This window comes from Streptomyces sp. NPDC048507 (assembly GCF_043199995.1).
GTDB lineage: Bacteria > Actinomycetota > Actinomycetes > Streptomycetales > Streptomycetaceae > Streptomyces.
The window spans coordinates 1-21,651 of sequence record NZ_JBICWZ010000022.1 but is presented as its reverse complement, the minus strand read 5'-3'; the positions used below and the strand labels follow the sequence as shown (position 1 = coordinate 21,651).

18 protein-coding genes are annotated in these 21,651 nt (G+C 74.0%); 11 read left to right on the top strand and 7 right to left on the bottom strand.

Going from position 1 to position 21,651, the window contains the following annotated elements; translation table 11 throughout:
• Nucleotides 1-168 precede the first annotated feature (168 nt).
• A complete protein-coding gene (locus tag ACGFXC_RS34095; protein ID WP_393718777.1) occupies nucleotides 169-1,233 on the top strand; it encodes a DUF2637 domain-containing protein in 1,065 nt (354 codons plus the stop codon).
• A gap of 73 nt (nucleotides 1,234-1,306) precedes the next feature.
• Here ACGFXC_RS34095 and ACGFXC_RS34090 read toward each other — a convergent pair whose 3' ends face one another.
• The 4 genes from ACGFXC_RS34090 to ACGFXC_RS34075 form a co-directional block, all read right to left on the bottom strand.
• Nucleotides 1,307-1,744, bottom strand: coding sequence for an ATP-binding protein (locus ACGFXC_RS34090; protein WP_393718776.1), 438 nt, complete (start codon nucleotides 1,742-1,744; stop codon nucleotides 1,307-1,309).
• Between the two features lie 131 nt (nucleotides 1,745-1,875).
• Nucleotides 1,876-3,618, bottom strand: coding sequence for a pyruvate dehydrogenase (locus tag ACGFXC_RS34085; protein ID WP_393718775.1), 1,743 nt, complete (start codon nucleotides 3,616-3,618; stop codon nucleotides 1,876-1,878).
• 63 nt (nucleotides 3,619-3,681) lie between these two features.
• A complete protein-coding gene (locus ACGFXC_RS34080) occupies nucleotides 3,682-4,593 on the bottom strand; it encodes a protein phosphatase 2C domain-containing protein (RefSeq protein ID WP_393718774.1) in 912 nt (303 codons plus the stop codon).
• A 1,047-nt stretch (nucleotides 4,594-5,640) separates the two neighbouring features.
• Complete coding sequence (locus tag ACGFXC_RS34075) at nucleotides 5,641-9,399, bottom strand: S8 family serine peptidase (protein WP_393718773.1); 3,759 nt, start codon at nucleotides 9,397-9,399, stop codon at nucleotides 5,641-5,643.
• 199 nt (nucleotides 9,400-9,598) lie between these two features.
• Between ACGFXC_RS34075 and ACGFXC_RS34070 the strand changes: the two genes are divergently transcribed.
• Together ACGFXC_RS34070 and ACGFXC_RS34065 are read left to right on the top strand one after the other, a co-directional pair.
• Nucleotides 9,599-10,576, top strand: a complete 978-nt coding sequence (locus ACGFXC_RS34070; RefSeq protein WP_393718772.1) for a helix-turn-helix domain-containing protein — start codon at nucleotides 9,599-9,601, stop codon at nucleotides 10,574-10,576.
• Between the two features lie 24 nt (nucleotides 10,577-10,600).
• The gene (locus tag ACGFXC_RS34065; protein ID WP_393718771.1) at nucleotides 10,601-11,086 is read left to right on the top strand and encodes a DUF456 domain-containing protein; all 486 of its coding nucleotides are present in this window, start codon (nucleotides 10,601-10,603) and stop codon (nucleotides 11,084-11,086) included.
• 401 nt (nucleotides 11,087-11,487) lie between these two features.
• On the opposite strand, the gene rsgA is transcribed toward ACGFXC_RS34065, so the two are convergent.
• Nucleotides 11,488-12,591 carry a ribosome small subunit-dependent GTPase A gene (gene rsgA, locus ACGFXC_RS34060; protein ID WP_393718770.1) on the bottom strand — a complete coding sequence of 368 codons (1,104 nt, stop codon included), beginning with the start codon at nucleotides 12,589-12,591 and terminating at the stop codon, nucleotides 11,488-11,490.
• 291 nt (nucleotides 12,592-12,882) lie between these two features.
• Between rsgA and ACGFXC_RS34055 the strand changes: the two genes are divergently transcribed.
• A complete protein-coding gene (locus ACGFXC_RS34055) occupies nucleotides 12,883-13,284 on the top strand; it encodes a VOC family protein (RefSeq protein WP_393718769.1) in 402 nt (133 codons plus the stop codon).
• Here ACGFXC_RS34055 and ACGFXC_RS34050 read toward each other — a convergent pair.
• A complete protein-coding gene (locus ACGFXC_RS34050) occupies nucleotides 13,215-13,952 on the bottom strand; it encodes a helix-turn-helix domain-containing protein (RefSeq protein WP_393718768.1) in 738 nt (245 codons plus the stop codon). The two genes, ACGFXC_RS34055 and ACGFXC_RS34050, sit on opposite strands and share 70 nt — an antisense overlap.
• Nucleotides 13,953-13,983: 31 nt before the next feature.
• On the bottom strand, nucleotides 13,984-15,099 hold the full coding sequence (locus ACGFXC_RS34045; protein WP_393718767.1) for a YihY/virulence factor BrkB family protein: 1,116 nt from the start codon (nucleotides 15,097-15,099) through the stop codon (nucleotides 13,984-13,986).
• A 17-nt stretch (nucleotides 15,100-15,116) separates the two neighbouring features.
• Between ACGFXC_RS34045 and ACGFXC_RS34040 the strand changes: the two genes are divergently transcribed.
• From ACGFXC_RS34040 to ACGFXC_RS34010, 7 genes are all read left to right on the top strand, one after another.
• A complete protein-coding gene (locus ACGFXC_RS34040) occupies nucleotides 15,117-16,784 on the top strand; it encodes an acyl-CoA dehydrogenase family protein (protein ID WP_393718766.1) in 1,668 nt (555 codons plus the stop codon).
• Between the two features lie 381 nt (nucleotides 16,785-17,165).
• A complete protein-coding gene (locus tag ACGFXC_RS34035; protein WP_393718822.1) occupies nucleotides 17,166-18,431 on the top strand; it encodes a GAF domain-containing protein in 1,266 nt (421 codons plus the stop codon).
• A 13-nt stretch (nucleotides 18,432-18,444) separates the two neighbouring features.
• Nucleotides 18,445-19,008 (top strand): GNAT family N-acetyltransferase, encoded by a 564-nt coding sequence (locus ACGFXC_RS34030; protein WP_393718765.1) that lies wholly within the window; start codon nucleotides 18,445-18,447, stop codon nucleotides 19,006-19,008.
• Nucleotides 19,009-19,192: 184 nt separating this feature from the next.
• Nucleotides 19,193-19,276 (top strand): putative leader peptide, encoded by an 84-nt coding sequence (locus ACGFXC_RS34025; protein ID WP_312847410.1) that lies wholly within the window; start codon nucleotides 19,193-19,195, stop codon nucleotides 19,274-19,276.
• 218 nt (nucleotides 19,277-19,494) lie between these two features.
• Complete coding sequence (locus ACGFXC_RS34020; RefSeq protein WP_393718764.1) at nucleotides 19,495-21,201, top strand: nitrite/sulfite reductase; 1,707 nt, start codon at nucleotides 19,495-19,497, stop codon at nucleotides 21,199-21,201.
• The gene (locus ACGFXC_RS34015; protein WP_007267254.1) at nucleotides 21,198-21,377 is read left to right on the top strand and encodes a hypothetical protein; all 180 of its coding nucleotides are present in this window, start codon (nucleotides 21,198-21,200) and stop codon (nucleotides 21,375-21,377) included. The genes ACGFXC_RS34020 and ACGFXC_RS34015 overlap by 4 nt, the downstream gene beginning before the upstream one ends.
• Nucleotides 21,374-21,651, top strand: a 278-nt coding sequence (locus ACGFXC_RS34010) for a phosphoadenosine phosphosulfate reductase family protein (RefSeq protein ID WP_393718763.1), incomplete at its 3' end; no start/stop codon positions are given. The genes ACGFXC_RS34015 and ACGFXC_RS34010, both read left to right, overlap by 4 nt.

Below are 21,651 nucleotides of genomic sequence, written 5' to 3'. Positions count from 1 at the left end.
ATTCGAACTCAACCCCTTTGATACGGGCTCCAGTTCGAGCGACAACACCCTATCCGACGGGCCGCGCCCCCCGATGGCGTCCACTTGCCCCGAAACCCGCGTGCACCCCTGACCGGCTGCGCCACTATGGCGCCCGGAAAGCCGCATACGCGAGGCAAGGGACACCGCATGAGACTGACCGACATATCGCTGGACTGGCTGCTGCCCGGCAGCCTGCTGATCCTGGGCGTACTTGCGGCAGTGGCGGTGCTGGCCCGTGGCAAGCGGGAGAGCGAGAAGGCCGCGGCCGACGACAGCTGGGAACGCAGCGAGGAACGCAGGCGGCGCAAGGAAGCCGTCTACGGAACCGCTTCGTACGTCCTGCTCTTCTGCTGCGCGGCGGTGGCCGCCGCGCTCTCCTTCCACGGGCTGGTCGGCTTCGGCCGGCAGAACCTGAACCTCTCCGGAGGCTGGGAGTACCTGGTCCCCTTCGGCCTCGACGGCGCGGCCATGTTCTGCTCGGTCCTCGCCGTCCGCGAGGCCAGTCACGGCGACGCGGCGCTCGGCTCGCGCATGCTCGTCTGGCTGTTCGCGGGCGCGGCGGCCTGGTTCAACTGGGTGCACGCACCCCGTGGCATCGGGCACGACGGGGCCCCGCAGTTCTTCTCCGGGATGTCGCTCTCGGCGGCCGTGCTGTTCGACCGCGCCCTCAAGCAGACCCGCCGGGCGGCGCTGCGCGAACAGGGCCTGATCCCTCGGCCGTTGCCGCAGATCCGGATGGTCCGCTGGCTGCGGGCCCCCCGGGAGACCTTCGGCGCCTGGTCGCTGATGCTGCTGGAGGGCGTGCGCACGCTCGACGAGGCCGTGGACGAGGTGCGCGAGGACAAGAAGGAGAAGGAGAACGACCGGCACCGCAGGCGGGAGCAACACCGCCTGGACCGCGCCCACATCAAGGCGCTGGGCCGGCAGAACAGGGCGTTCGGGCGGTCCCGGGCGCGCCAGGTCGACGTACCGGGGCTCGCTCCCGGGTCGGGCTCCGCGCCGGTCGGCGCGGAGCCGGCCATACCGGAAGCGGAACAGCTGCCCTTGCGCCGAAGGCCCTCCCTGCAAGCCGTGAACGCGAACGGAAGCGAATCACCTGATCCGATCGGTGCCCGGACGGTGGACCTCACCGCCGAGGACGACACCCAGACCATCCCCCGCCTCGACTCACTGGAGCGCAAACTGAAGGACCTGGAACAGCAGTTCGGCTGATTCCGCCGGACCGCACACCTGCCGCAGCGGGGCGCCGGGCGCCCCGCTGCCGCGCGTCCGGGACCAGGCGGGTTCAGGCCGGTCCCGCCGCCTCCAGTTCGAACCAGACCACCTTGCCCCGGCCCAGCGCCAGCGGATCCACGCCCCAGGCGTCGGCCAGAGCCTGCACCAGGACCAGTCCCCGGCCGTGCGTACCGTCGTCGGCGGACGTTACGTACGGGGTGGGGCGGCGGGCGTTGTAGTCGCGGACTTCCACCCGTAAGCGGGTGGCGGCCAGGCGCACGGACACTTCCGCGCCTTGTTCGGTATGGACCAGGGCGTTGGTGACCAGTTCGGTGACCAGCAGCTCGGCCACGTCGGCGCTGTCGGCCCGGCAGCGGTGGCGCATCAGCTCGCGCAGCGCCCGGCGGACCTCGCCCACCGCCTTCAGGTCGGCCCGGCGCACGCTCCGCCTGATCTCCGTCGTACCCGCCCTCGCGGTCCCGTCCCCGGCGGACGGCTCGCGCTGCACCGGACTCCCTCTTCTCCACGGCTTCCCGGTATTCGCCCCCACCCGCACGGCGATGCCCCTCCCGCGTTCCCTCGTGCTCGAACAGGCCTACGGGATGCATGCCCCCCGGGAAAGTCCGCACTCCTGCGCGCTCAGGGGCGGGGCACGTTGCGGAGGTTGGATCGAGCCATCTGGATCATCCGGCCCACCCCGCCGTCGAGCACGATCTTGCTGGCGGATAGTGCGAAACCGGTCACCATGTCGGCACTGATCTTCGGCGGAATGGACAGGGCGTTGGGGTCGGTCACCACGTCCACCAGAGCGGGCCCCTTGTGCCGGAACGCGTCCTTCAGAGCCCCTGTGAGCTGCTTGGGCTTCTCGACCCGGACCCCGTAGGCGCCCGCCGCGCGGGCGATGGCGGCGAAGTCCGGGTTCCGGTTCGTCGTTCCGTACGACGGGAGGCCGGAAACCAGCATTTCCAACTCGACCATTCCCAGCGATGAGTTGTTGAAGAGGACCACTTTGACGGGCAGGTCGTACTGCACCAGGGTGAGGAAATCTCCCATCAGCATGGAGAAGCCCCCGTCGCCCGACATCGACACCACTTGACGGCTCCGGTCGGTGAACTGCGCCCCGATGGCCTGCGGGAGGGCGTTGGCCATCGAACCGTGGCTGAAGGATCCGATGATGCGCCGCTTGCCGTTCGGGGAAAGATAGCGCGCGGCCCAGACGTTGCACATGCCTGTATCGACAGTGAAGATTGCGTCGTCGTCCGCGAGTTCGTCCAGCACGGAGGCCACGTATTCGGGGTGGACCGGCGTGTGCTTCTCCACCTTGCGCGTGTACGCCTTCACCACCCCCTCCAGGGAGTCGGCGTGCTTCTTCAGCATCCGGTCCAGGAAGCGGCGATCCGTCTTCGCCCGCACCCGCGCGTTCAGGGCGCGCAGGGTCTCGCGCACGTCGCCCCAGACCCCGAGGTCCAACTGGGAGCGGCGGCCGAGGTGTTCGGGACGGATGTCCACCTGGACGATCTTCACGTCGTCGGGCAGGAAGGCGTTGTAGGGGAAGTCGGTGCCGAGCAGGATCAGCAGGTCGCACTCGTGGGTGGCCTCGTAGGCCGCTCCGTAGCCGAGCAGCCCGCTCATCCCGACGTCGTACGGATTGTCGTACTGAATCCATTCCTTGCCGCGCAGGGCGTGCCCGACGGGCGCCTTGACGCGGCCCGCGAACTCCATCACCTCGGCGTGCGCACCGGCGGTGCCGCTGCCGCAGAACAGGGTGACCCGCTCGGCCTCGTCGACGAGCCGCACCAGCTTGTCGATCTCCGCGTCGCCGGGCCGTACGGAGGGCCGCGCCGTGACCAGGGCGTGCTCCACCGCCTTCTCGGGGGCGGGCAGCGAGGCGACGTCCCCCGGCAGGGCCACGACGCTGACCCCGCTGCGGCCGATGGCGTGCTGGACGGCGGTCTGCAGCAGCCGGGGCATCTGCTTCGGGTTGGAGATGAGCTCGCTGTAGTGGCTGCAGTCGCGGAACAGCCGGTCGGGGTGCGTCTCCTGGAAGTAGGCGAGGCCGATCTCGCTGGAGGGGATGTGGGAGGCCAGCGCGAGGACGGGGGCCATCGAGCGCTGGGCGTCGTACAGGCCGTTGATCAGGTGCAGGTTGCCGGGGCCGCAGGAACCCGCGCAGGCGGCGAGGCGCCCTGTGATCTGCGCCTCCGCGCCCGCCGCGAAGGCGGCCGTCTCCTCGTGGCGGACCTGGATCCAGTCGATCCCGTCGGTCCGGCGGATCGCGTCGACGACCGGATTCAGGCTGTCGCCGACGACCCCGTACATGCGCCGCACTCCGGCGCGCACGAGGATGTCGACGAACTGCTCCGCGACGTTCTGCTTGGCCATGGGGGCGCCCTTCCGCTGCTCGGTGCTCCGCCCCCGGACACCATCCACGCACGTCCCGCGCGGTTACGCCTCCCAGACCGCGGCCGCAGTTCGGTCGTCGGCGTAGCCCTTGAGGCGGAGCTGGGTGTCCGCGAGGAAGGCCGCGAGCCCCGGCGGGCCGCCCTGCGACCAGCGGGCGGCCAGCTCGTCGGGGAGCAGGTCCTCCTCGCGCATCGGGTCGGCGAGGCCGCCGGAGCAGAGCAGCAGGGTGTCCCCCGGCCGGGCCACGGAGGCGCGGAAGCGGAACCCGCCGATGCCGGCCTCGCCGGGCTCCAGGTCCTGCCAGCGGCCCGCGCGCAGCCGGAAGAGGCCGCCCGCGCCCGCCCCGAAGCACACCCGGTTGGCGCAGGCGGGGTCCAGGGGCAGCAGCAGCCCGCGCAGCCCGGCGGTGTACGCCTCCTCGGCGAGCCCGAGCTCGGTGGCGCGGGCCCGCAGCCGGCCGTAGCCCCGGTCGGTGAGGCGCTGGAGCCCGGAGAGCAGGGCCTCGCGGCGGCCCGCCCGGATGTCGTCGGCCAGCCGCTCCCGGCTGCGGCCGACGGCCGCCGCAACGCAGTGGCCCAGTTCGGCGGCGGCCTCCCGGGCGCCGGGGGCGGACCGGTCGCCGCCGGCCAGCACCACGAGGAGCAGGCCGTCGTCGGCGCCGCCGAAGCGGGCGGTGAGCAGGAAGTCCCGGCGGGCCTCGCCCCGGAACCGGGCGGAGTCCCCGCGCAGCGAGGCGGCGCGCAGGGTGTAGCCGCCGTAGCGGGCGCCCTCCAGGACGGTGTCGGGGGTCAGGAAGTCCAGCGCGGCCGGATCGGCGGCGGGCAGGGCGGTGGGCTCGGCGGCGTAGGTGGGGGCCCGGTCCCCGAGGTGCCGGACCGCCGGCCGCGGGTCCCGCGGGGGGCCGTCCGGCGGCGGGGTCCCCCACCCGGCGTCCTCGACCGGCGGCACGGCCACGTCACCCCGCGCGTACGCGGTCGCCCCGGCCAGCCGCGGATCCCCGGCCCCGGCCGGAGCAACGGGCGGAACCGGGGGCACCGCCCCGCCCGGGCCGGAACCCGCCGCCGGGGCCGCCGGGGCCGCCTGAGCGGGCGGGGAGGGAGGAACCGACGGGATGCCCGGGGCCGGAGGGGCCGAGGGCCGTCCCCCACCACCCGGGACCGGCGCAACCGGATAAGCGCCCGGGGCGGCCGGAGGGGCCGCAAAGGTGCCGAGGGTGGCAGAGCTCTGCGCCCCCGGCGGGACCGGCGGGACGCCCGGGGCCGGCACAGCCGGAGGAACGCCCGGGGCCGGCGGGACGCCCGGGGCCGGAGGAACGCCCGGGGTCGGCGGGACGCCCGGGGCCGGCGGGACGCCCGGGGTCGGAAGGGCACCCGGGGCCGCAGGAACGGCCGGGGTCGGCGGGGCGCCCGGGGCCGGAAGGACGCCCGGGGCCGCAGGAGCGGCAGGGAGCGGAGCGGCGCCAGGAGCCGCAGGGGCCGCAGGGAGCGGAGCGGCGCTCGGGGCTGGGGGGTGGCGCGGGGGTGCCGCGGGGGCGGGGGGCCGGACCGTGGCGTCCGGCGCGGGCGGGGGTCCGTCCGGCGCGCGGCGGGCGGGCGGGACGAGTCCGGACGCCCCCGCAAGCGGCCCGCCGTCGGCCGCCGCCCCGGCCTCCTCCGCGCCGAGCGGCCCGGGGACGGAAGACCGGACCCCCGACCGCGGATCGGCCGGCGGCTCCGGGTACCGGTCCTCGACCGCCGCCGAGCCGGAGGCAACGGGCGGCGGAGCGAGGGCGGGACCGGTGGTCAGCAGGGAGGCGGAGCGGAAGCGTTGGTCCAGGGTGTCTCCCGGTTCGGGGTCGGGGACCGCGTCCGGGTCCTCGTAGAGCTTCTGCCACCAGTCCTCCGCGCCCTGCTGACTCATGCCCACATTGTCGGCCCCACCGGGCTCCGGAAAACCCGGAACGCGCGAAAAGGGCCCACCGGGCCGCCGCCCGGTGGACCCCTCCCGCACAACCCGTACGGACTAGCGGACTTGGTACGCCCGCTCGACCGTCTGGGTGACCGTGGCGCCGTTCGCGTCGGTCAGTTCGACCCGCAGCGAAACCGGCTTGCCGGAGGCTCCGGCGTGGTTGACGACGGCGGTCCACCGGCCGCCGGCGCGGCTCACCGCGGCCTGCGTCCAATGCTCCCCGTCGTAGGAGTACGACAGCTTCGCGGCCGTGAGCGCGCCCGGCGCGTACCCCGCGTGCCCGGTGGCGCTCAGCCCGATCCGCAGGCCGTCCGCCGCCGCCACCGTCTTCAGACCGTCCAGCGGGGCCTCGTACCGGGGGAAGAGGAGGGGCAGGCCCTGCGAGTACGCCGAGGCGTCCAGCTTCGAGGTGAAGCCCCACTGCGTCCGCACCGCCGTGGACCGCTGCCAGGTGCGCGCCGGGGCCCCGATCTTCGCGATGCTCTGGACCAGCTCGTAGCGGCCCTCCCCCGCCGGGACCTCGAACACCCCGGACGGGTACCCGCTCTCGCCGATGACCTCGCCGTTCCGCTTGAGCTGGAGCCCGCCGATGTCACCGAAGGACCCCGGCTGCGCGGAGTGCACGCCGTCCCCCCACATCGCGGGGGCGAAGCCCATCAGGCTGCCCTGGCGTTCGGCGGCCAGCGTCTCCTTGCCCGCGGCGTCGCGCGGGGCCACCGGGGCGGTCACCCCGTCGTACCAGGCAGCCGTGGTCCGGGAGCCCTTCGGGTAGGTGCGCTGCGCGCCCGTCATGAACTCGCCCCAGGGGAAGCTGCTGGAGAGCGTCTGGTCCCAGGCGGTGTCCCCGGCCGTGTAGTACTCGGTCCGCTTGCCCGGCACGGCGACCGTCTCGATCGACCCGAACTGCACGGCGCTGCCGATCGGCCGGTAGGCACCGGCCAGGTCGACGAAGTCCGCGGCCACGCCCATGGAGTGGTACGAGGCCTCGACCTGCCCGAGGTCGCGGTCGCGCACCCGGTAGGCGTGGCCGCCCCGGACCTGCCCCTGTTCGGGGAAGGCGAGGGAGTACGCGTACGGGCTCTTCGCGGTGCCCTGCCACTCCAAGGTGACCTTCCCGGCGGCGAGGCGGCCCAGCAGGGCCTTGCCCTCGGCGGACTCCACGCCGAGGACGGGCAGCGCGCCGCCCGCGAAGCCGGTGGAGGGCACCCAGCGGCCGGGGGCCTCGCGGTAGCCGAGCACGGCGGTGGCGCCGGCCGCCCTGGCGTCCTCGGCGACGGCGTTCAGGGCGCCGTCTTCGGTCCTGACCAGGACGACCGCCCCCTTGGCCCCGGCCGCGGCCAGTTCCTGCGGAGTGCCGGTGCCCGCGTCGACGAGCGGGGCACTGCCGTGGCCGTCGAGGTTGTCGCTGCCGGTGGAGGCGGTGACGGGGTGCAGTGCGGGGCCGCCCTTCGTCTTCAGCCCGGAGAGCACGGGCGCGCCCGCCCGCCAGTAGCTGCCGAACTCGAACGAGCCGTCCTCGGCCCGGCCCTGTACGTCGGCGTAGTAGCCGCGGATGGTGCGGCCGCCCATGGCCGTGCCGGCGTGCAGCCAGACGCCGCCCCAGCTGCGGGCGAAGGCGAGGGTGGTGCTGCGGGCCTCGACCGGCCGGTCGGCGGCGATGGTCAGGCGTCCGGCGCCGCGGGCGTCGAGGGTGACGGTGGTGTCCTTCTTCACCTCGGTCTGCGGGCGGCCGAGGTAGGTCAGGGAGTCCGTCATGGTCGCGCCCGCACCGGCGTCCGGGGTGGCGACGAAGGCGGAGAGGAAGTACGCGCCGGGGCGGAGCCGGTAGACCTGGTCGGCGGAGCCGTCGTTGAAGCGGCGTTCCCCGGAGGCGTCGTCGGTGCCGATGACGTCGAGGGAGGAGGGCCCGGCGGCGGGCTGGCCCGCGCGGTCGATCAGCTTGACGCGCAGGGTGACGGTCTCGGGCTCGACGTACAGCGAGAACGGCGTGGAGACGTGCACGCCGCCGGCCGTGGCGAGGATCCGGCCGGTGACGTCCCCGTACTGCGCCCGCTCCAGCTTCGCGGCCGGATCGAGGGCGAGGGGCACCTTGACGGTGGCCCCGGCGGGGACGGTGACCGTGTCCCGCTCCAGGCGGGCGACCGGGCCGCGCACGGCGGAGCCGTCGTTGCCGGTGACCTTGCCGAGGGACAGCTTCAGCGTGACGGGCCCGGTCCCGGTGTTGGTGTACGGGACCTCGACGCGGGTGCGGTCGCTGCGGTCCTGCGGCCAGTGGTAGGAGCCGCCCTGGACGGCGGGGGCGCCGGTGACGGTGGCGTCGACGGCGGCCTTGACGTCGAGGCGGCCCGCACCGGTCTCCCGTACGTCCCCGGGGACGGCGCTGTTCGCCGAGCCGACGAGGGCGGCCTTGACCTGCTGTCCGGTCCAGTCGGGGTGGCGCTGCTTGACGACGGCGGCGGCCCCGGCGACGTGCGGGGTGGCCATCGAGGTGCCGGACATGGACTGGTACGCGTACACCCCGCGGCCGCCCATGGCTGCGGCGGAGATCCCGACGCCGGGGGCGGCGATCTCGGGCTTGAGGGTGTGCCGGAGTCCGGCGGGGCCGCGGCTGGAGAAGCCGGCGGTGGTGTCGTCGCGGTCGACGGCGCCGACGGTCAGCACGCTGGGCGCGCAGCCGGGCGAGGAGACGGTGTTGTTGCCGGGCCCGCTGTTCCCGGCGGCGATGACGAACAGCGGTCCCTGCTGGGAGAGGCGTTCGGCGGCGGCGGCCAACGGGTCGTCACAGGCGGTCTGGGAGGGGTCCCCGAGGCTCATGGACACCACGTCGGCCTTGGCCTCGACGGCCCATTCCATACCGGCGATGATCCACGAATCGAGGCCGTAGCCCTGGTCGTTGAGGACCTTGCCGCTGAGCAGCCGGGCGCCGGGGGCGACGCCCTTCTTGGCGCCGCCGCTCGCGGCGCCCGAGCCGCCGACGGTGGAAATGGTGTGGGTGCCGTGGCCCTGGCGGTCGGCGTCGGTGTCGGAGTCGGTGAAGTTCTTCGAGGCGTCGACGCGGCCCGCCAGGTCGGGGTGGTCGAGGTCGGTGCCGGTGTCGAGGACGGCGACCCTGGTGCCGGCGCCGTCGAAGCCGGCGGCCCAGGCGGCGGGGGCGTTGACCTGTTTGGTGGAGCGTTCCAGGTTCGCCCGGACCTTGCCGTCGAGCCACAGCTTCTTCAGGCCGCCCGCGGCGCGCGAGCGGCTGCCCGCGGAGACGTCCGCCCAGAAGTCGGCGGCCTTCCCCTTGTCGGCGGCCAGGGCGACGGCGCCGATGGAGCCGAGGACGAGGGAGCGCTCGGCGCCGCGCGGGGCGGGCGGGGCGCTGCGGGCGACGTCCACCGCGGCGTCGTAGACCGCGATGAGGGGGAGCCGGTCGGTGTGGGCGTCGTCGTAGCCCTGGCGGATGAGGCCGGTGACGTTGAAGAGCTGCGGGTCCACGGTGCCGGCGGCGAGCGCCCCGGCCGCGCCCTCGGGGTAGACGTAGAGGTCCTGGCCGCTCTGGCGGGTCTGCACGACGGGCTGCGCGCCGTTGTCACGGGGCATCGCGGTCGCGGCGGTGCGGCCGGAGGCGTCGGTGGACACCAGGATCCGGTCGCCGGTGACGAGGGTGACGGTGACGGGCGCGGCCGGCTGCCGGCCGGCCTCCGCGCTGCCGACGAGTGGTCTCTTGCCCGGTGCTCCGTCGGCCGGCTGTGCCGCGGACGGGCCGACGGCCGTGACGGCGAGGGCGGCCGCCGTGGCCGCCCCGAGTGCCGTGCGCGATATCGGGCGCATCGCTCTCCCCAGGTGAATTCCGGCCAATGGCTCATTTACAGGGCATGACGGCCCCGCAACTGGTCGATGACCGGCGGATGTTGGTGCTGCGGTGGCGTCACCTTGGCAGAGAGGCGGGAGGTGCGGAGATGATGTCCGAGGCGGGTTTGCGCCGTGGCCGCTTCCCGCCAGGAACGGCGCCGAGAGTGGGGTGGACGGGTTGCTGGGTGCGATAGGCCTGGACGAGGGTCAGGAATCGGCGTACCGCGCGCTGGTGGCGCTGGGGGCGGCGGAAGTACCGGACCTCGCGCACCGGCTCACGCTGCCGGTGCCGCAGACGGAACGGGCCCTGCGGCACCTGGAACGGCACGGGCTCGCGGCGCAGTCCTCGGCCCGGCCCGGGCGCTGGGTCGCCGCCCCGCCCGGGGTCGCGCTGGGGGCCCTGCTGACCCAGCAGCGGCACGAACTGGAGCAGGCGGAACTGGCGGCGGCGCTGCTGGCGCAGGAGTACCGGGCGGAGGCCGCCGAGCCGGCCGTCCACGACCTGGTGGAGGTCGTGACGGGGGCGAGCGCGGTCGCGCACCGCTTCCACCAGCTCCAGCTCGGCGCCACGGAGGAGGTCTGCGCACTGGTCACCGGCCGGCCGCAGGTGGTCACGGGGATGGAGAACGAGGCCGAGGAACGGGCGGCGGTGCGCGGGGTCGCCTACCGGGTGGTGATCGAGCGGGAGGTCCTCACCCGGCCGAGCGGGATCCGGGAGGCCTCGACGGCGCTGGCCCGGGGGGAAGGCGTCCGGGTGACGCCCGAGGTCCCCACCAAGCTGGTGATCGCCGACCGCGCCCTCGCGATGGTCCCCCTCACGGCCCGCGGGGCGGAACCGGCGGCGCTCGTCGTGCACGCGTCGGGCCTGCTGGAGTCGCTGCGCGGCCTGTTCGAGGCGGTGTGGCGGGAGTCCGTGCCGCTGCGGCTGGGCGCGACGGGGTACGCGGAGGAGGGGGACGGCGGCCCGGACACCATCGATCTGGAGATCCTCTCCCTGCTGCTGGCGGGGATGACGGACGCGAGCGTGGCCAAGCACCTGGAGCTGGGGCTGCGGACGGTGCAGCGGCGGGTGAAGGGGCTGATGGAGCTGTCCGGGGTGACGACCCGGCTCCAGCTCGGCTGGCACGCCTACGAGCGGGGCTGGGTGGCCCGATAGTCCCCGGTCGGTCACGCTGGGCAGATGGATCTGCCTCAGCTGCTCCTGGTGGGGCTGGTGCTGCTGCTCGGGGTGCTCGGGGTGCTGGTTCCGGGCGTGCCGGGGACGTGGCTGGTGTGGGCGGGGGTGCTGTGGTGGGCGCTGCACCAGCGGTCGGGGCCGGCGTGGGTGCTGTTGGTCTCGGCGACGGGGCTGCTGCTGGTGGTGCAGGTGGTGAAGTGGCTGTTGCCGCCGCGGCGGCTGCGCGGCATCGGGGCGAGCCGGCGGATGGCGGTGTACGCGGGCGGGGGTGCGGTCCTGGGGTTCGTGGTGGTGCCGGTGCTCGGGGCGGTGGCGGGGTTCGTGGGCGGCATCTACCTGTGCGAACGCCGCCGGCTGGGTACGCACGGTGAGGCGTGGTCCTCGGTCCGCACGGTGATGCGGGCGGCGGGCACGAGCATCCTGGTCGAGCTGCTGGCCTGCCTGACCGTGACGGCGGCGTGGCTGGGGGTGGTCCTGTCGGGGTCTTAGGGGGCGGGGCGGGGTCGGTGAGGGGGTGGGGCCGGTGACGGGGTGGGGTGCCGTCCGGGATAGGCATGATTTATGGCGCCCTGTCCGGGCCGCTCCTGGCGGTCGGCACCGCGCGCCAACAAATCACGTTTGACATCCCGGACGACACCCCACCCCGCCCCCGACCCCACCGCACCCCGCACCCCGCCAGATCCGGAACCAGATCCGGATCCGGATTCGGAACCCGATTCGGGTCCGGGTCCAGGTTCGGGTCCGGATCCCGGTCCGGATTCGGGTCCCGGTCCGGGTCCAGGTCCCGGTCCAGGGCCCGGGCCTGGTGCGGATTCGGGGTTCGGGCCGGGGTTGGGTGCAGGGGCCGGCCGAGGTTCGGGGCGGGGGCTGCTTCGTGCCGACCGGCCAGGTCAGCCGCGGGGGCCTCGTTTGGCCGCGTAGTTCGCGCGGCCCTCCGCCGACTTGACGCGCCAGTCGCGGCGGATCTCCGCGCGCAGCCGGGCGTCCGTCTTGGCCACGATCCGCTGGTTCTCGCGCAGCAGCTTGCGGTAGCTCTCCAGGCGGCGGTCCGGTAGCGCGCCCGCGTCCACCGCCGCCAGCACCGCGCAACCCGGCTCCGCCTCGTGCGCGCAGTCGTGGAAGCGGCAGCGGGCCGCGTACTCCTCGATCTCCGAGAAGACCTGTCCGACCCCTGCCTCCGCGTCGAAGAGGCCGACTCCGCGCAGTCCGGGGGTGTCGATCAGTACTCCCCCGCCGGGCAGGGCCAGCAGGTTGCGGGTGGTGGTGGTGTGACGGCCCTTGCCGTCGACGTCGCGGGTCTCCTGGACGTCCATGACGTCCGACCCGAGCAGCGCGTTCGCCAGCGTCGACTTTCCGGCGCCGGAGATTCCGAGCAGCACGCTCGTCCCGCCGCCGACGACCGCGGCGAGCACGTCGGTGCCCTCTCCCGTGTGGGAGGAGACGGTGAGCACCTGGACGCCGGGCGCGGTGGTCTCCACGTCCTGGACCAGGTGGGCCAGCGTCGCCGGGTCCGGGACCAGGTCGGCCTTGGTCAGGACGACCAGGGGCTGCGCCCCCGACTCCCAGGCCAGGGCGAGGAACCGCTCGATGCGGCCGAGGTCGAGCTCGACGGCGAGCGAGACCGCGATGATCGCGTGGTCGACGTTGGCGGCCAGGATCTGCCCCTCCGAACGCTGGGAGGAGGTGGACCGTACGAAGGCGGTCCGGCGCGGCAGGTACGTCCTGGCGTAGCGGGGGTTTCCCGAGGCGTCGACGGCGGCCCAGTCGCCGGTGCAGATGACGCGCAGCGGGTCGTGCGGGGTGACGAACGCGGTGTCGGCGCGGACGAGGCCGTCCGCGGTCATGACGTCGCACTGTCCGCGGTCCACCCGGACGACCCGGCCCGGGAGGAGTCCCCGGTCGGCGTACGGGGCGAACTCCGCGGCCCATGCCTCGTCCCAGCCGTAGGCGGCCAGGGCGCAGGGAGTGGAGGCGGAGGGGAAAGAGAGAGACAAGGGGGACCCTTCGAAGGGCGGCCCCGGCGGTGCGCGGTAGCGAGTGGTCAGCCGGAGGCCACGGGGGTGGCAACGATGATGAACTCCTGAATGCGGGCCGTGCCCGTCTCCGTGACAGTCATCAATGTCCTCACCTCCTGATTCCTCTGCGCTCTCGACTCGGGAACCGTAACGGGCCGCACCGCTCCCCCGCCAGCGGTTTTTTCCGGCCACTTCGCGAGCGGGCGGCCCGGCCGCGGGATGTCCGTTTCGTTCAAGACCGCGCGGGCCGTGCGTGCCTAGCCTGCCGGCATGACTCCACGATTCGACATGATCGGCCTGGTCGTCTCCGACATGGCCGCCTCGCTCGCCTTCTACCGCCGGCTCGGCCTGGACGTGCCCGCCGACGCCGACGCCCGGCCGCACGTGGAGGCCGTCCTGCCCGGCGGCCTGCGCATCGCCTGGGACACGGAGGACGTCATGCGTTCCATCGACCCCTCCTGGACGCCGCCCACCGGGGGCGTCCGGCGGGAACTGGCATTCCTGTGCGAGTCCCCCGCGGAGGTGGACGCCGTGTACGCCGAGCTGACGCGGGCGGGCCACCCGGGCCACCTGAAGCCCTGGGACGCCTTCTGGGGCCAGCGCTACGCGGTGGTCCTCGACCCCGACGGCTGCGGGGTCTCGCTGTTCGCCCCGTCCGGCGGCGCCGCGTAGCAGGCGGCCAGGGTGGCGCCGGTCAGCGCCCGGACCTCGCGCGCGAGGTGGGCCTGGTCGGCGTACCCGGCGGTGTGGGCCACCTCGGCCCGGGGCAGGCCGCTCCGGGCCAGGGCCAGGGCGCGCCGCAGGCGCAGGATCCGGCCCAGGGTGCGGGGGCCGTACCCGAAGGCCTCCAGGCAGCGGCGGCGCAGCTGGCGTTCGCCCAGGCCGACTCCGGCGGCGACGGCTGCCACGGACTGCCCGGCGCGGAGGCGGGCGCTCACCTCGGCGGGCAGCGGGTCGGGCGGGCCGACGGCCTCGGCCCGGGTCCGGGCCAGCTCTTCGAGGCCCGCGCACGGGTCCTCGTACGCGGCGATCCGCTCGGCGAGCCGGCGCACCTCGGGGCCCGGCCACAGGTCGGCCAGCCCGACCCGCCGGTCGCGCAGTTCGCAGGCCGGTACGCCGAGCAGCGCGGGCGCGGCGCCGGGGGCCAGGCGCAGTCCGGCGAAGGACCGGCCGGGCACCTCCCCGGCGGGGTGCGGTCCGGTGTCGGGGCCGGCCACCAGCAGCCGGCCGCCGGTCCACATGAGGTCCATGCACCCGTCGGGCAGGACGACGCCGTGCGGGCCGCGCGCCCGCCAGAGCACCGCTCCGGGCACGACCGCCGACGGCTCTTCCTCGTACACGGGCCCAGGCTATGCCGTCCGGGGCGGCCCGTCAGTGCTTGCGAAGCCGGGACGTGTAGTCCTCCGGGGGCAGGAACTTCGACCAGCGTTCCGGGAACTCCGACGGCATCCCGGCGTCCTCGTCGTCCTCGGACTCGCCCTCGGCCAGCGCCCGCCAGGCGGCGGCGCGGGCCACGAGCTGGGCGGCCTCGGCCTCGCGGACCCGTTCGTTCGCCTCGCGCGCCGCGGCCGTGGCCACCGACGGCCAGACCCGGTCGATGGCGGCGTTGACGGCCGCGCCGACGAGCACGGCGAAGGCCGAGATGCCGATCCACAGCAGGATGGCGACGGGCGCGGCGAGGGATCCGTAGATCGTCGGCCCCTCCACGGTGTTGGTGAGGTAGATCCGCAGCAGGAACGAGCCGAGGACCCACATCGCGAGGGCCACCAGCGCGCCCGGCACGTCCTCGATCCACGGCGAGCGGACGGGGACGGACACGTGGTAGAGGGTGGTCAGGAAGGCGATGGAGAGGAGGGTGACCGTGGGCCAGTACAGGACCGCGATCACCTCGGTGCTCCAGGGCACGAGCCGGACCACCGCGTCGGGGCCGACGACCATCAGCGGCAGCACGATCGCGCCGATCAGCAGGGCGACCACGTACAGGAGGAAGGCGAGCAGCCGGGTCTTGACGATGCCGCGCTGCCCGTCGAGCCCGTACATCACGGTGATGGTGTCGATGAAGACGTTGACGGCGCGCGAGCCCGACCACAGGGCGAAGGCGAAGCCGAGGGAGATCAGGTCGGGGCGGCCCCGGCTGGTGACGTCGTCGAGCATGGGTTTGGCGATGTCGTTGACGCCCCGGTCGGACAGGACCGTGCCGACCGCGCGCAGGATGTTCTCCTCGATGCTCTGCACGGACTGGGTGTCCGTCCAGCCGTCCACGTAGCCGAGGAGGCCGAGCAGGCCGAGGAAGAGCGGCGGCAGGGAGAGCAGGGTGAAGAAGGCCGCCTCGGCCGCGAGCCCCAGGATGCGGTACTCGATGCAGGAGTTGACGGTGTCTTTGAGCAGCAGCCAGGCCATCTTGCGCTTGGAGACGTTGCGGTAGAGGGCGCGGGCCCGGTGGAGCCGTCCTGGGATCCGCTCGGGTGTTTCTTTTGCTGGCTGCACGTCCTTACGGTATCCGCATGGCAGCCACCACCCACACAGTCAGCAACCAGGCCCCGCCGCTCGTGGGTCACGAGCTCTACCTCGGCGACCGGGTCCTCGCGGAGGGCGTCGGGCGTCACCTCGCCGACGCGTCCCCCGGACTCCGCGACGAGATCGGGGAGGAGCTCACCGCGCTGGGCCGGGCCGCGGGCTCCGCCCAGGCCCAGGAGTGGGGCCGGCAGGCGAACGAGAACCCGCCGGTCCTGCGCACGCACGACCGCTACGGGAACCGGATCGACGAGGTCGAGTTCCACCCGGCGTGGCACCGTCTGCTCGGGCACGCGGTGACGTCCGGGCTCACCGACGCCTGGGGGCGCCCGGCGGGGCACCTGCGGCGGGCGGCCGGTTTCTTCCTGTGGTCGCAGGCCGAGTCGGGGCACGGCTGCCCGGTCTCGATGACGCACGCCGCCGTACCGGCACTGCGGACCGATCCGGAGCTGGCCGCGCGCTGGGAGCCCCTGCTGACCTCGCACGTGTACGAGGAGGGGCTGCGGCCGCCGGGCCGCAAGGGCGGGGTGCTCTTCGGGATGGGGATGACGGAGAAGCAGGGCGGCAGCGACGTCCGGGCGAACACCACGGTGGCGGCGCCGCTGGCCGCCGACGGCGAGTACGTGCTGACGGGGCACAAGTGGTTCTGCTCGGCGCCCATGTCGGACGCCTTCCTCGTGCTGGCGCAGGCGCCCGGCGGGCTGACCTGCTTCCTGGTGCCCCGGGTGCTGGAGGACGGGGCGCGCAACGCGTTCGCGATCCAGCGGCTGAAGGACAAGCTGGGCAACAAGTCGAACGCGTCGGGCGAGATCGAGTTCGACGGGAGGACGTGGGCCCGGCGGGTGGGCGAGGAGGGCCGCGGGGTGCGGACCATCATCGAGATGGTCGCGGCGACGCGGATGGACTGCGTGATCGGTTCTGCGTCGCTGATGCGCCAGGCGCTCACGCAGGCCGTCCACCACGCGGAGCACCGCTCTGCTTTCGGAGCGCCGCTCATCGAGCAGCCGCTGATGCGCAACGTGCTCGCCGACCTCGCCCTGGAGTCGGAGGCGGCGACCGTCCTGACCCTGCGCCTCGCGGCCGCCCAGGACGCCGCCGCCGGCGCCGACGGGCCCGCCGCGGAACGCGAGCGGGCCTTCCTGCGCCTCGCGGTGCCCACCGCGAAGTACTGGGTGACCAAGCGCTGTACGCCGATGGTCGCCGAGGCCCTGGAGTGCCTGGGAGGCAACGGCTACGTCGAGGAGTCCGGGCTGCCCCGCCTGCTGCGCGAGTCCCCGGTCAACTCGATCTGGGAGGGGTCGGGCAACGTACAGGCCCTGGACGTGCTGCGCGCCCTCCAGCGGGAGCCGCAGGCCCTGAACGCGTTCCTCCGGGAGGTCGGGCTGGCCCGGGGCGCCGACCACCGGCTGGACGCGGCGATCAAGGACCTGCTGACCGACCTGGCCGACCTCGACGGGATCCAGGGCCGGGCCCGGCGGGTCGTGGAGCGGATGGCGCTGGTGCTCCAGGGCTCGCTGCTCGTGCGGTGGGCGCCGCCGGAGGTGGCCGACGCGTTCTGCGCGTCGCGGCTCGGCGGGGACTGGGGCGCGGCCTTCGGCACGCTGCCGCACGGGCTGGACCTGGCGTCGGTGGTGGCACGGGCGCGGATCGCGGGCTAGGCGGTCCCCCTGGGCCGCCGTGGTCCCCAAACCACTGCGGCCCGAACCGCCCGGCGCCGGGATCCGGGCCCGTGAAGTGGGACCGGGGGGTGGCGCCGCGCCGACTCGGCACCACCCCGCGATCCGAGAAGCCCCGAGGAAGGAGCGTCACGCCGCTCGGCGGCGTGCCGATAGTTTCGGTCGGCCGACCGGGGGTTGGCGAGGGTTGCATACCGTTGCAACCCTGCGACCCTTCGGTGGGGCAGGTACCCGCCGCACGTGCCCGGGGAAGGTGCACGGGCGCCGCAGCGGGGGGCCTGGGCAGTACGTCCTGTTCAGCACGGGGAGGTTCCGGTGGCCAACACCGCAGGCAGCGCGGTCGACGTGGCGCGCATCTCGGCCATGGACCCGCGGGAGGCGGCGCGTCTGCTCAAGGGGGTGCGGGCGGCGGCGCTGGCCGGAGACCGGCCCCCGGCCGCCCCGCGTCCGGAGATCGCCGAGTCCTGGCGGCGCATGCTGGCCGGCGGGGTGCACCCCGACCGGGACGCCCGCTCCCGGCTGCTGTCCGCGGCCGAGACCGAGGAGCGCCGGCAGGTCTCGCCGCTGCGGGAGGTGCTGCCCGTCCTGCGCGAGGGGCTGCTGCCCGCCCTGGACGAGGCCCTGCACATCATGGTCGTCGCCGACGCGGACGGGCGGCTGCTGTGGCGGGAGGGGCACAGCTCGATCCTGCGCAAGGCGGACCGGCTGGGCTTCGCGGTGGGGGCCGACTGGGACGAGGCGGTGGTCGGCACCAACGGGGTGGGCACGGCTCTGGTGACCCGGCGGCCGGTGCAGGTGTTCTCGGCCGAGCACTTCGTCTCCAGCCACCACGACTGGACCTGCGCGGGGGCGCCCGTGCGCGATCCGCGGGACGGCCAGCTGCTGGGGGTGGTCGACGTGAGCGGGCCGCTGGCCACGATGCACCCGGCGACCCTGACCTGGGTCAGCTCGGTGGCCCGCCTCGCCGAGCGCGAGCTGCGGGTGCGCCACCTGGAGTCCCTGGAGCGGTTGCGGGCGGTCGCGGCCCCGCTGCTGGCCCGGCTGCCCGGGCGGGCCGTGGCGGTGGACCCGCACGGCTGGACGGCGGCCGTCACCGGGCTGGCCCCCGCCGACCGGATGCCGCTGCCGAAGGGGCTCGGTCCCGGGCGGCTGTGGGTCCCGCAGCTCGGGGACTGCGTGGCGGAGCCGCTGCCCGGCGGCTGGCTGCTGCGGCTGGTGGACGCCCGCGCCTCCGCCCCGCCGGCGGTGAGCCGGGTCGTGCTGGACCTGAGCCGGCCCCGGTCCTGGTCGGCGAGCGTCTACGGGGCCGCGGGCAGCTGGTCCCAGGAGCTCAGCCCGCGCCACGCGGAGCTGCTGTTCCTGCTGGCGCGGACCCGGCACGGGCGCACCGCCGCCGAGCTGGCCGCGGACCTCTTCGGGGACGCGACCCGCACCGTGACGGTCCGCGCCGAGCTGTCCCGGGTCCGCCGGCACCTCGGCGGGGTGCTGACGCACCGCCCGTACCGGTTCGCGGAGGACGTGGAGGTGGAGCTGATCCGCCCCGAGGACCCGGCGCGGCTGCTGCCGCACTCGACCGCTCCGGCGGTGGTCCGGGCCCGCCTGGGCGGCGGGGGCGAGGGGGGCGTGTGATTCCCTGAACCGCATGAGCACCATCACGCTGACCACCTGGTCCCTCCAAATGACCTCCCCGGAGGATCTCGTCCCGGCGGCCGTGCCCGGCCCGGAGATCCGCGTCGAGCGCGCCGAGGTCCCCTCACCGGAGTTCAGCCGGTTCCTGTACGCGTCGGTGGGCGGGGACATCCACTGGACGGACCGGCTGTCGCTGACCCGCGCCCAGTGGGTGGAGCAGCTGGGTCGGCCCGGCGTGGAGACCTGGGTGGCGTACGACCGGGGCACTCCGGCCGGGTACATCGAGCTCGACCCGCAGCCGGACGGGGTGGTGGAGATCATGTACTTCGGCCTGCTGCCGGACTTCCGGGGCCGCCGGATCGGCGGGCACCTGCTGACGCTGGGCACCGGGCGCGCCTGGGACCTCGCGGACCGCTGGCCCGACCGCGAGCCGACCCGCCGGGTCTGGGTCCACACGTGCAGCCAGGACGGGCCGACGGCCATGGACAACTACCGGCGCCGCGGCTTCGAGGTCTTCCGGACGGAGACGGAGGAGAAGCAGGACGCCCCCACCCCCGGCCCCTGGCCCGGCGCATGACCGCCCGCCCGGCCGGAATCCGCCCCTCCGAGGGCTTTCGGCCGGGCCTCCGGAGCGGGCTCCCACCTGCGCGAACGAGGCGTTCCGGGTGACCCGCGTCACGTGATCCCACGATTCGGGACGACTTCGTCCGCATCGTGGACAGTAGTGGACTCCTCCAATCGGCACATGACACGCTTCCGCCATGAATGGAGCTGGAATTGCCTTGGTGAGTCGGCGGCACGTCGACCTCGGCCGCATGTCCAGCGCCATCTGTCCGGCGCGCTGACGGAACCAGCCACCGCCGCACACCGCCGTCGTCCCCGCAGCCGCGGACGAGGCGGTCACCCCGCAGTCCCCTGAAGGCCGAAACCGCCCCCAGGCACCGGCAAACCCGGTCAAAGGGCGGCAATCAGCCACACCTGCTCAGAGTCGCCAGCATGCCAGGGGTCACGCCGCCGCTCCCCCTGCCCTTGCCTTGAGCCGCTGAAGAAGGACGTACCCGTCATGGCCGCCACCCCCGAAACGCCCGCAGCCGCACCCGCAGCCGCCGCGCGCCGCAAGACCGGCCGTCACCGCGGTGAAGGCCAGTGGGCCGTCGGACACCACACGCCCCTCAACGGCAACGAGCAGTTCAAGAAGGACGACGACGGTCTCAACGTGCGGACACGCATCGAGACGATCTACTCCAAGGCGGGCTTCGACTCGATCGACCCCAACGACCTGCGCGGCCGGATGCGCTGGTGGGGCCTCTACACCCAGCGCAAGCCCGGGATCGACGGCGGCAAGACCGCGATCCTGGAGCCGGAGGAGCTGGACGACAAGTACTTCATGCTGCGCGTCCGCATCGACGGCGGCCGGCTGACCACCGAGCAGCTCCGCGTCATCGGCGAGGTCTCCCAGGAGTTCGCGCGCGGCACCGCCGACCTCACGGACCGCCAGAACGTGCAGTACCACTGGATCCGCATCGAGGACGTCCCCGAGATCTGGCGCCGGCTGGAGGCCGTCGGCCTCTCCACCACCGAGGCCTGCGGCGACTGCCCGCGCGTCATCCTCGGCTCGCCCGTCGCCGGCATCGCCGAGGACGAGATCATCGACGGCACGCCCGCCATCGAGGAGATCTACCGCCGCATCGTCGGCAACAAGGACTTCTCGAACCTGCCCCGCAAGTTCAAGTCCGCGGTCTCCGGCTCGCCGCTGCTCGACGTGGCGCACGAGATCAACGACATCGCCTTCGTCGGCGTCGAGCACCCCGAGCACGGCCCCGGCTTCGACGTCTGGGTCGGCGGCGGCCTCTCCACCAACCCCAAGCTCGGCGTCCGCCTGGGCACCTGGGTCTCCCTGGACGAGGTCCCGGACGTCTACGAGGGCGTCATCTCGATCTTCCGCGACTACGGCTACCGGCGGCTGCGCAACCGTGCCCGCCTGAAGTTCCTCGTCGCCGACTGGGGCCCGGCCAAGTTCCGCCAGGTCCTGGAGGACGAGTACCTGAAGCGGGGACTCACCGACGGCCCCGCGCCCGCGCAGCCCACGGGCCAGTGGCGCGACCACGTCGGCGTGCACCGGCAGCGGGACGGCAAGTTCTACGTCGGCTTCGCGCCCCGCGTCGGCCGCGTCGACGGCGCCACCCTGACCAAGATCGCCGACGTCGCCGAGCAGCACGGCTCCGGCCGCCTGCGCACCACCGCCGAGCAGAAGATGGTCGTCCTCGACATCGAGGCCGACCAGGTCGACTCGGTCGTCGCGGCCCTGGAGGCGCTGGACCTGCGCGTCCAGCCGTCCCCCTTCCGCCGCGGCACGATGGCCTGCACCGGCATCGAGTTCTGCAAGCTGGCCATCGTCGAGACCAAGGCGCGCGGCGCCGCGCTGATCGACGAGCTGGAGCGCCGCCTGCCCGACTTCGCCGAGCCGCTCACCATCAACATCAACGGCTGCCCGAACGCCTGCGCCCGCATCCAGGTCGCGGACATCGGTCTCAAGGGCCAGCTGGTCCTCGACGACGACGGCAACCAGGTGGAGGGCTACCAGGTCCACCTGGGCGGCGCCCTCGGCCTGGAGGCCGGCTTCGGCCGCAAGGTCCGCGGCCTCAAGGTCACCTCGGCCGGGCTGCCGGACTACGTCGAGCGGGTCGTCACGCGCTTCGAGGAGCAGCGCGAGGACGGCGAGCGGTTCGCCGCCTGGGTCACCCGGGCGAAGGACGAGGACCTGTCATGAGCGAGCGCGCCGCACCCTTCTACTGCCCCTACTGCGGCGACGAGGACCTGTTCCCCAACGAAACCGGTCACGGCGCCTGGGAATGCCGTGCCTGCAACCGGGCCTTCCAGCTGAAGTACCTCGGGCTGCTGGCCCGGGGCGTTCAGTCCGACACAGCGGGAGGGGACGAGATATGACCACCACTCAGGACACACGCCTCAAGGACGTCGCGGAGCAGGCCGGCCGCGACCTGGAGGACGCACCGGCGCTGGAGATCCTGCGCTGGGCGGCCGACACCTTCGGCCCGAAGTTCTGCGTCACCTCCTCCATGGAGGACGCGGTCGTCGCCCACCTCGCCTCCCGCGCCCGGCCCGGCGTGGACGTCGTCTTCCTCGACACCGGCTACCACTTCGAGGAGACCATCGGCACCCGCGACGCGGTCGGGGCGGTGATGGACGTCCGTCTCATCAC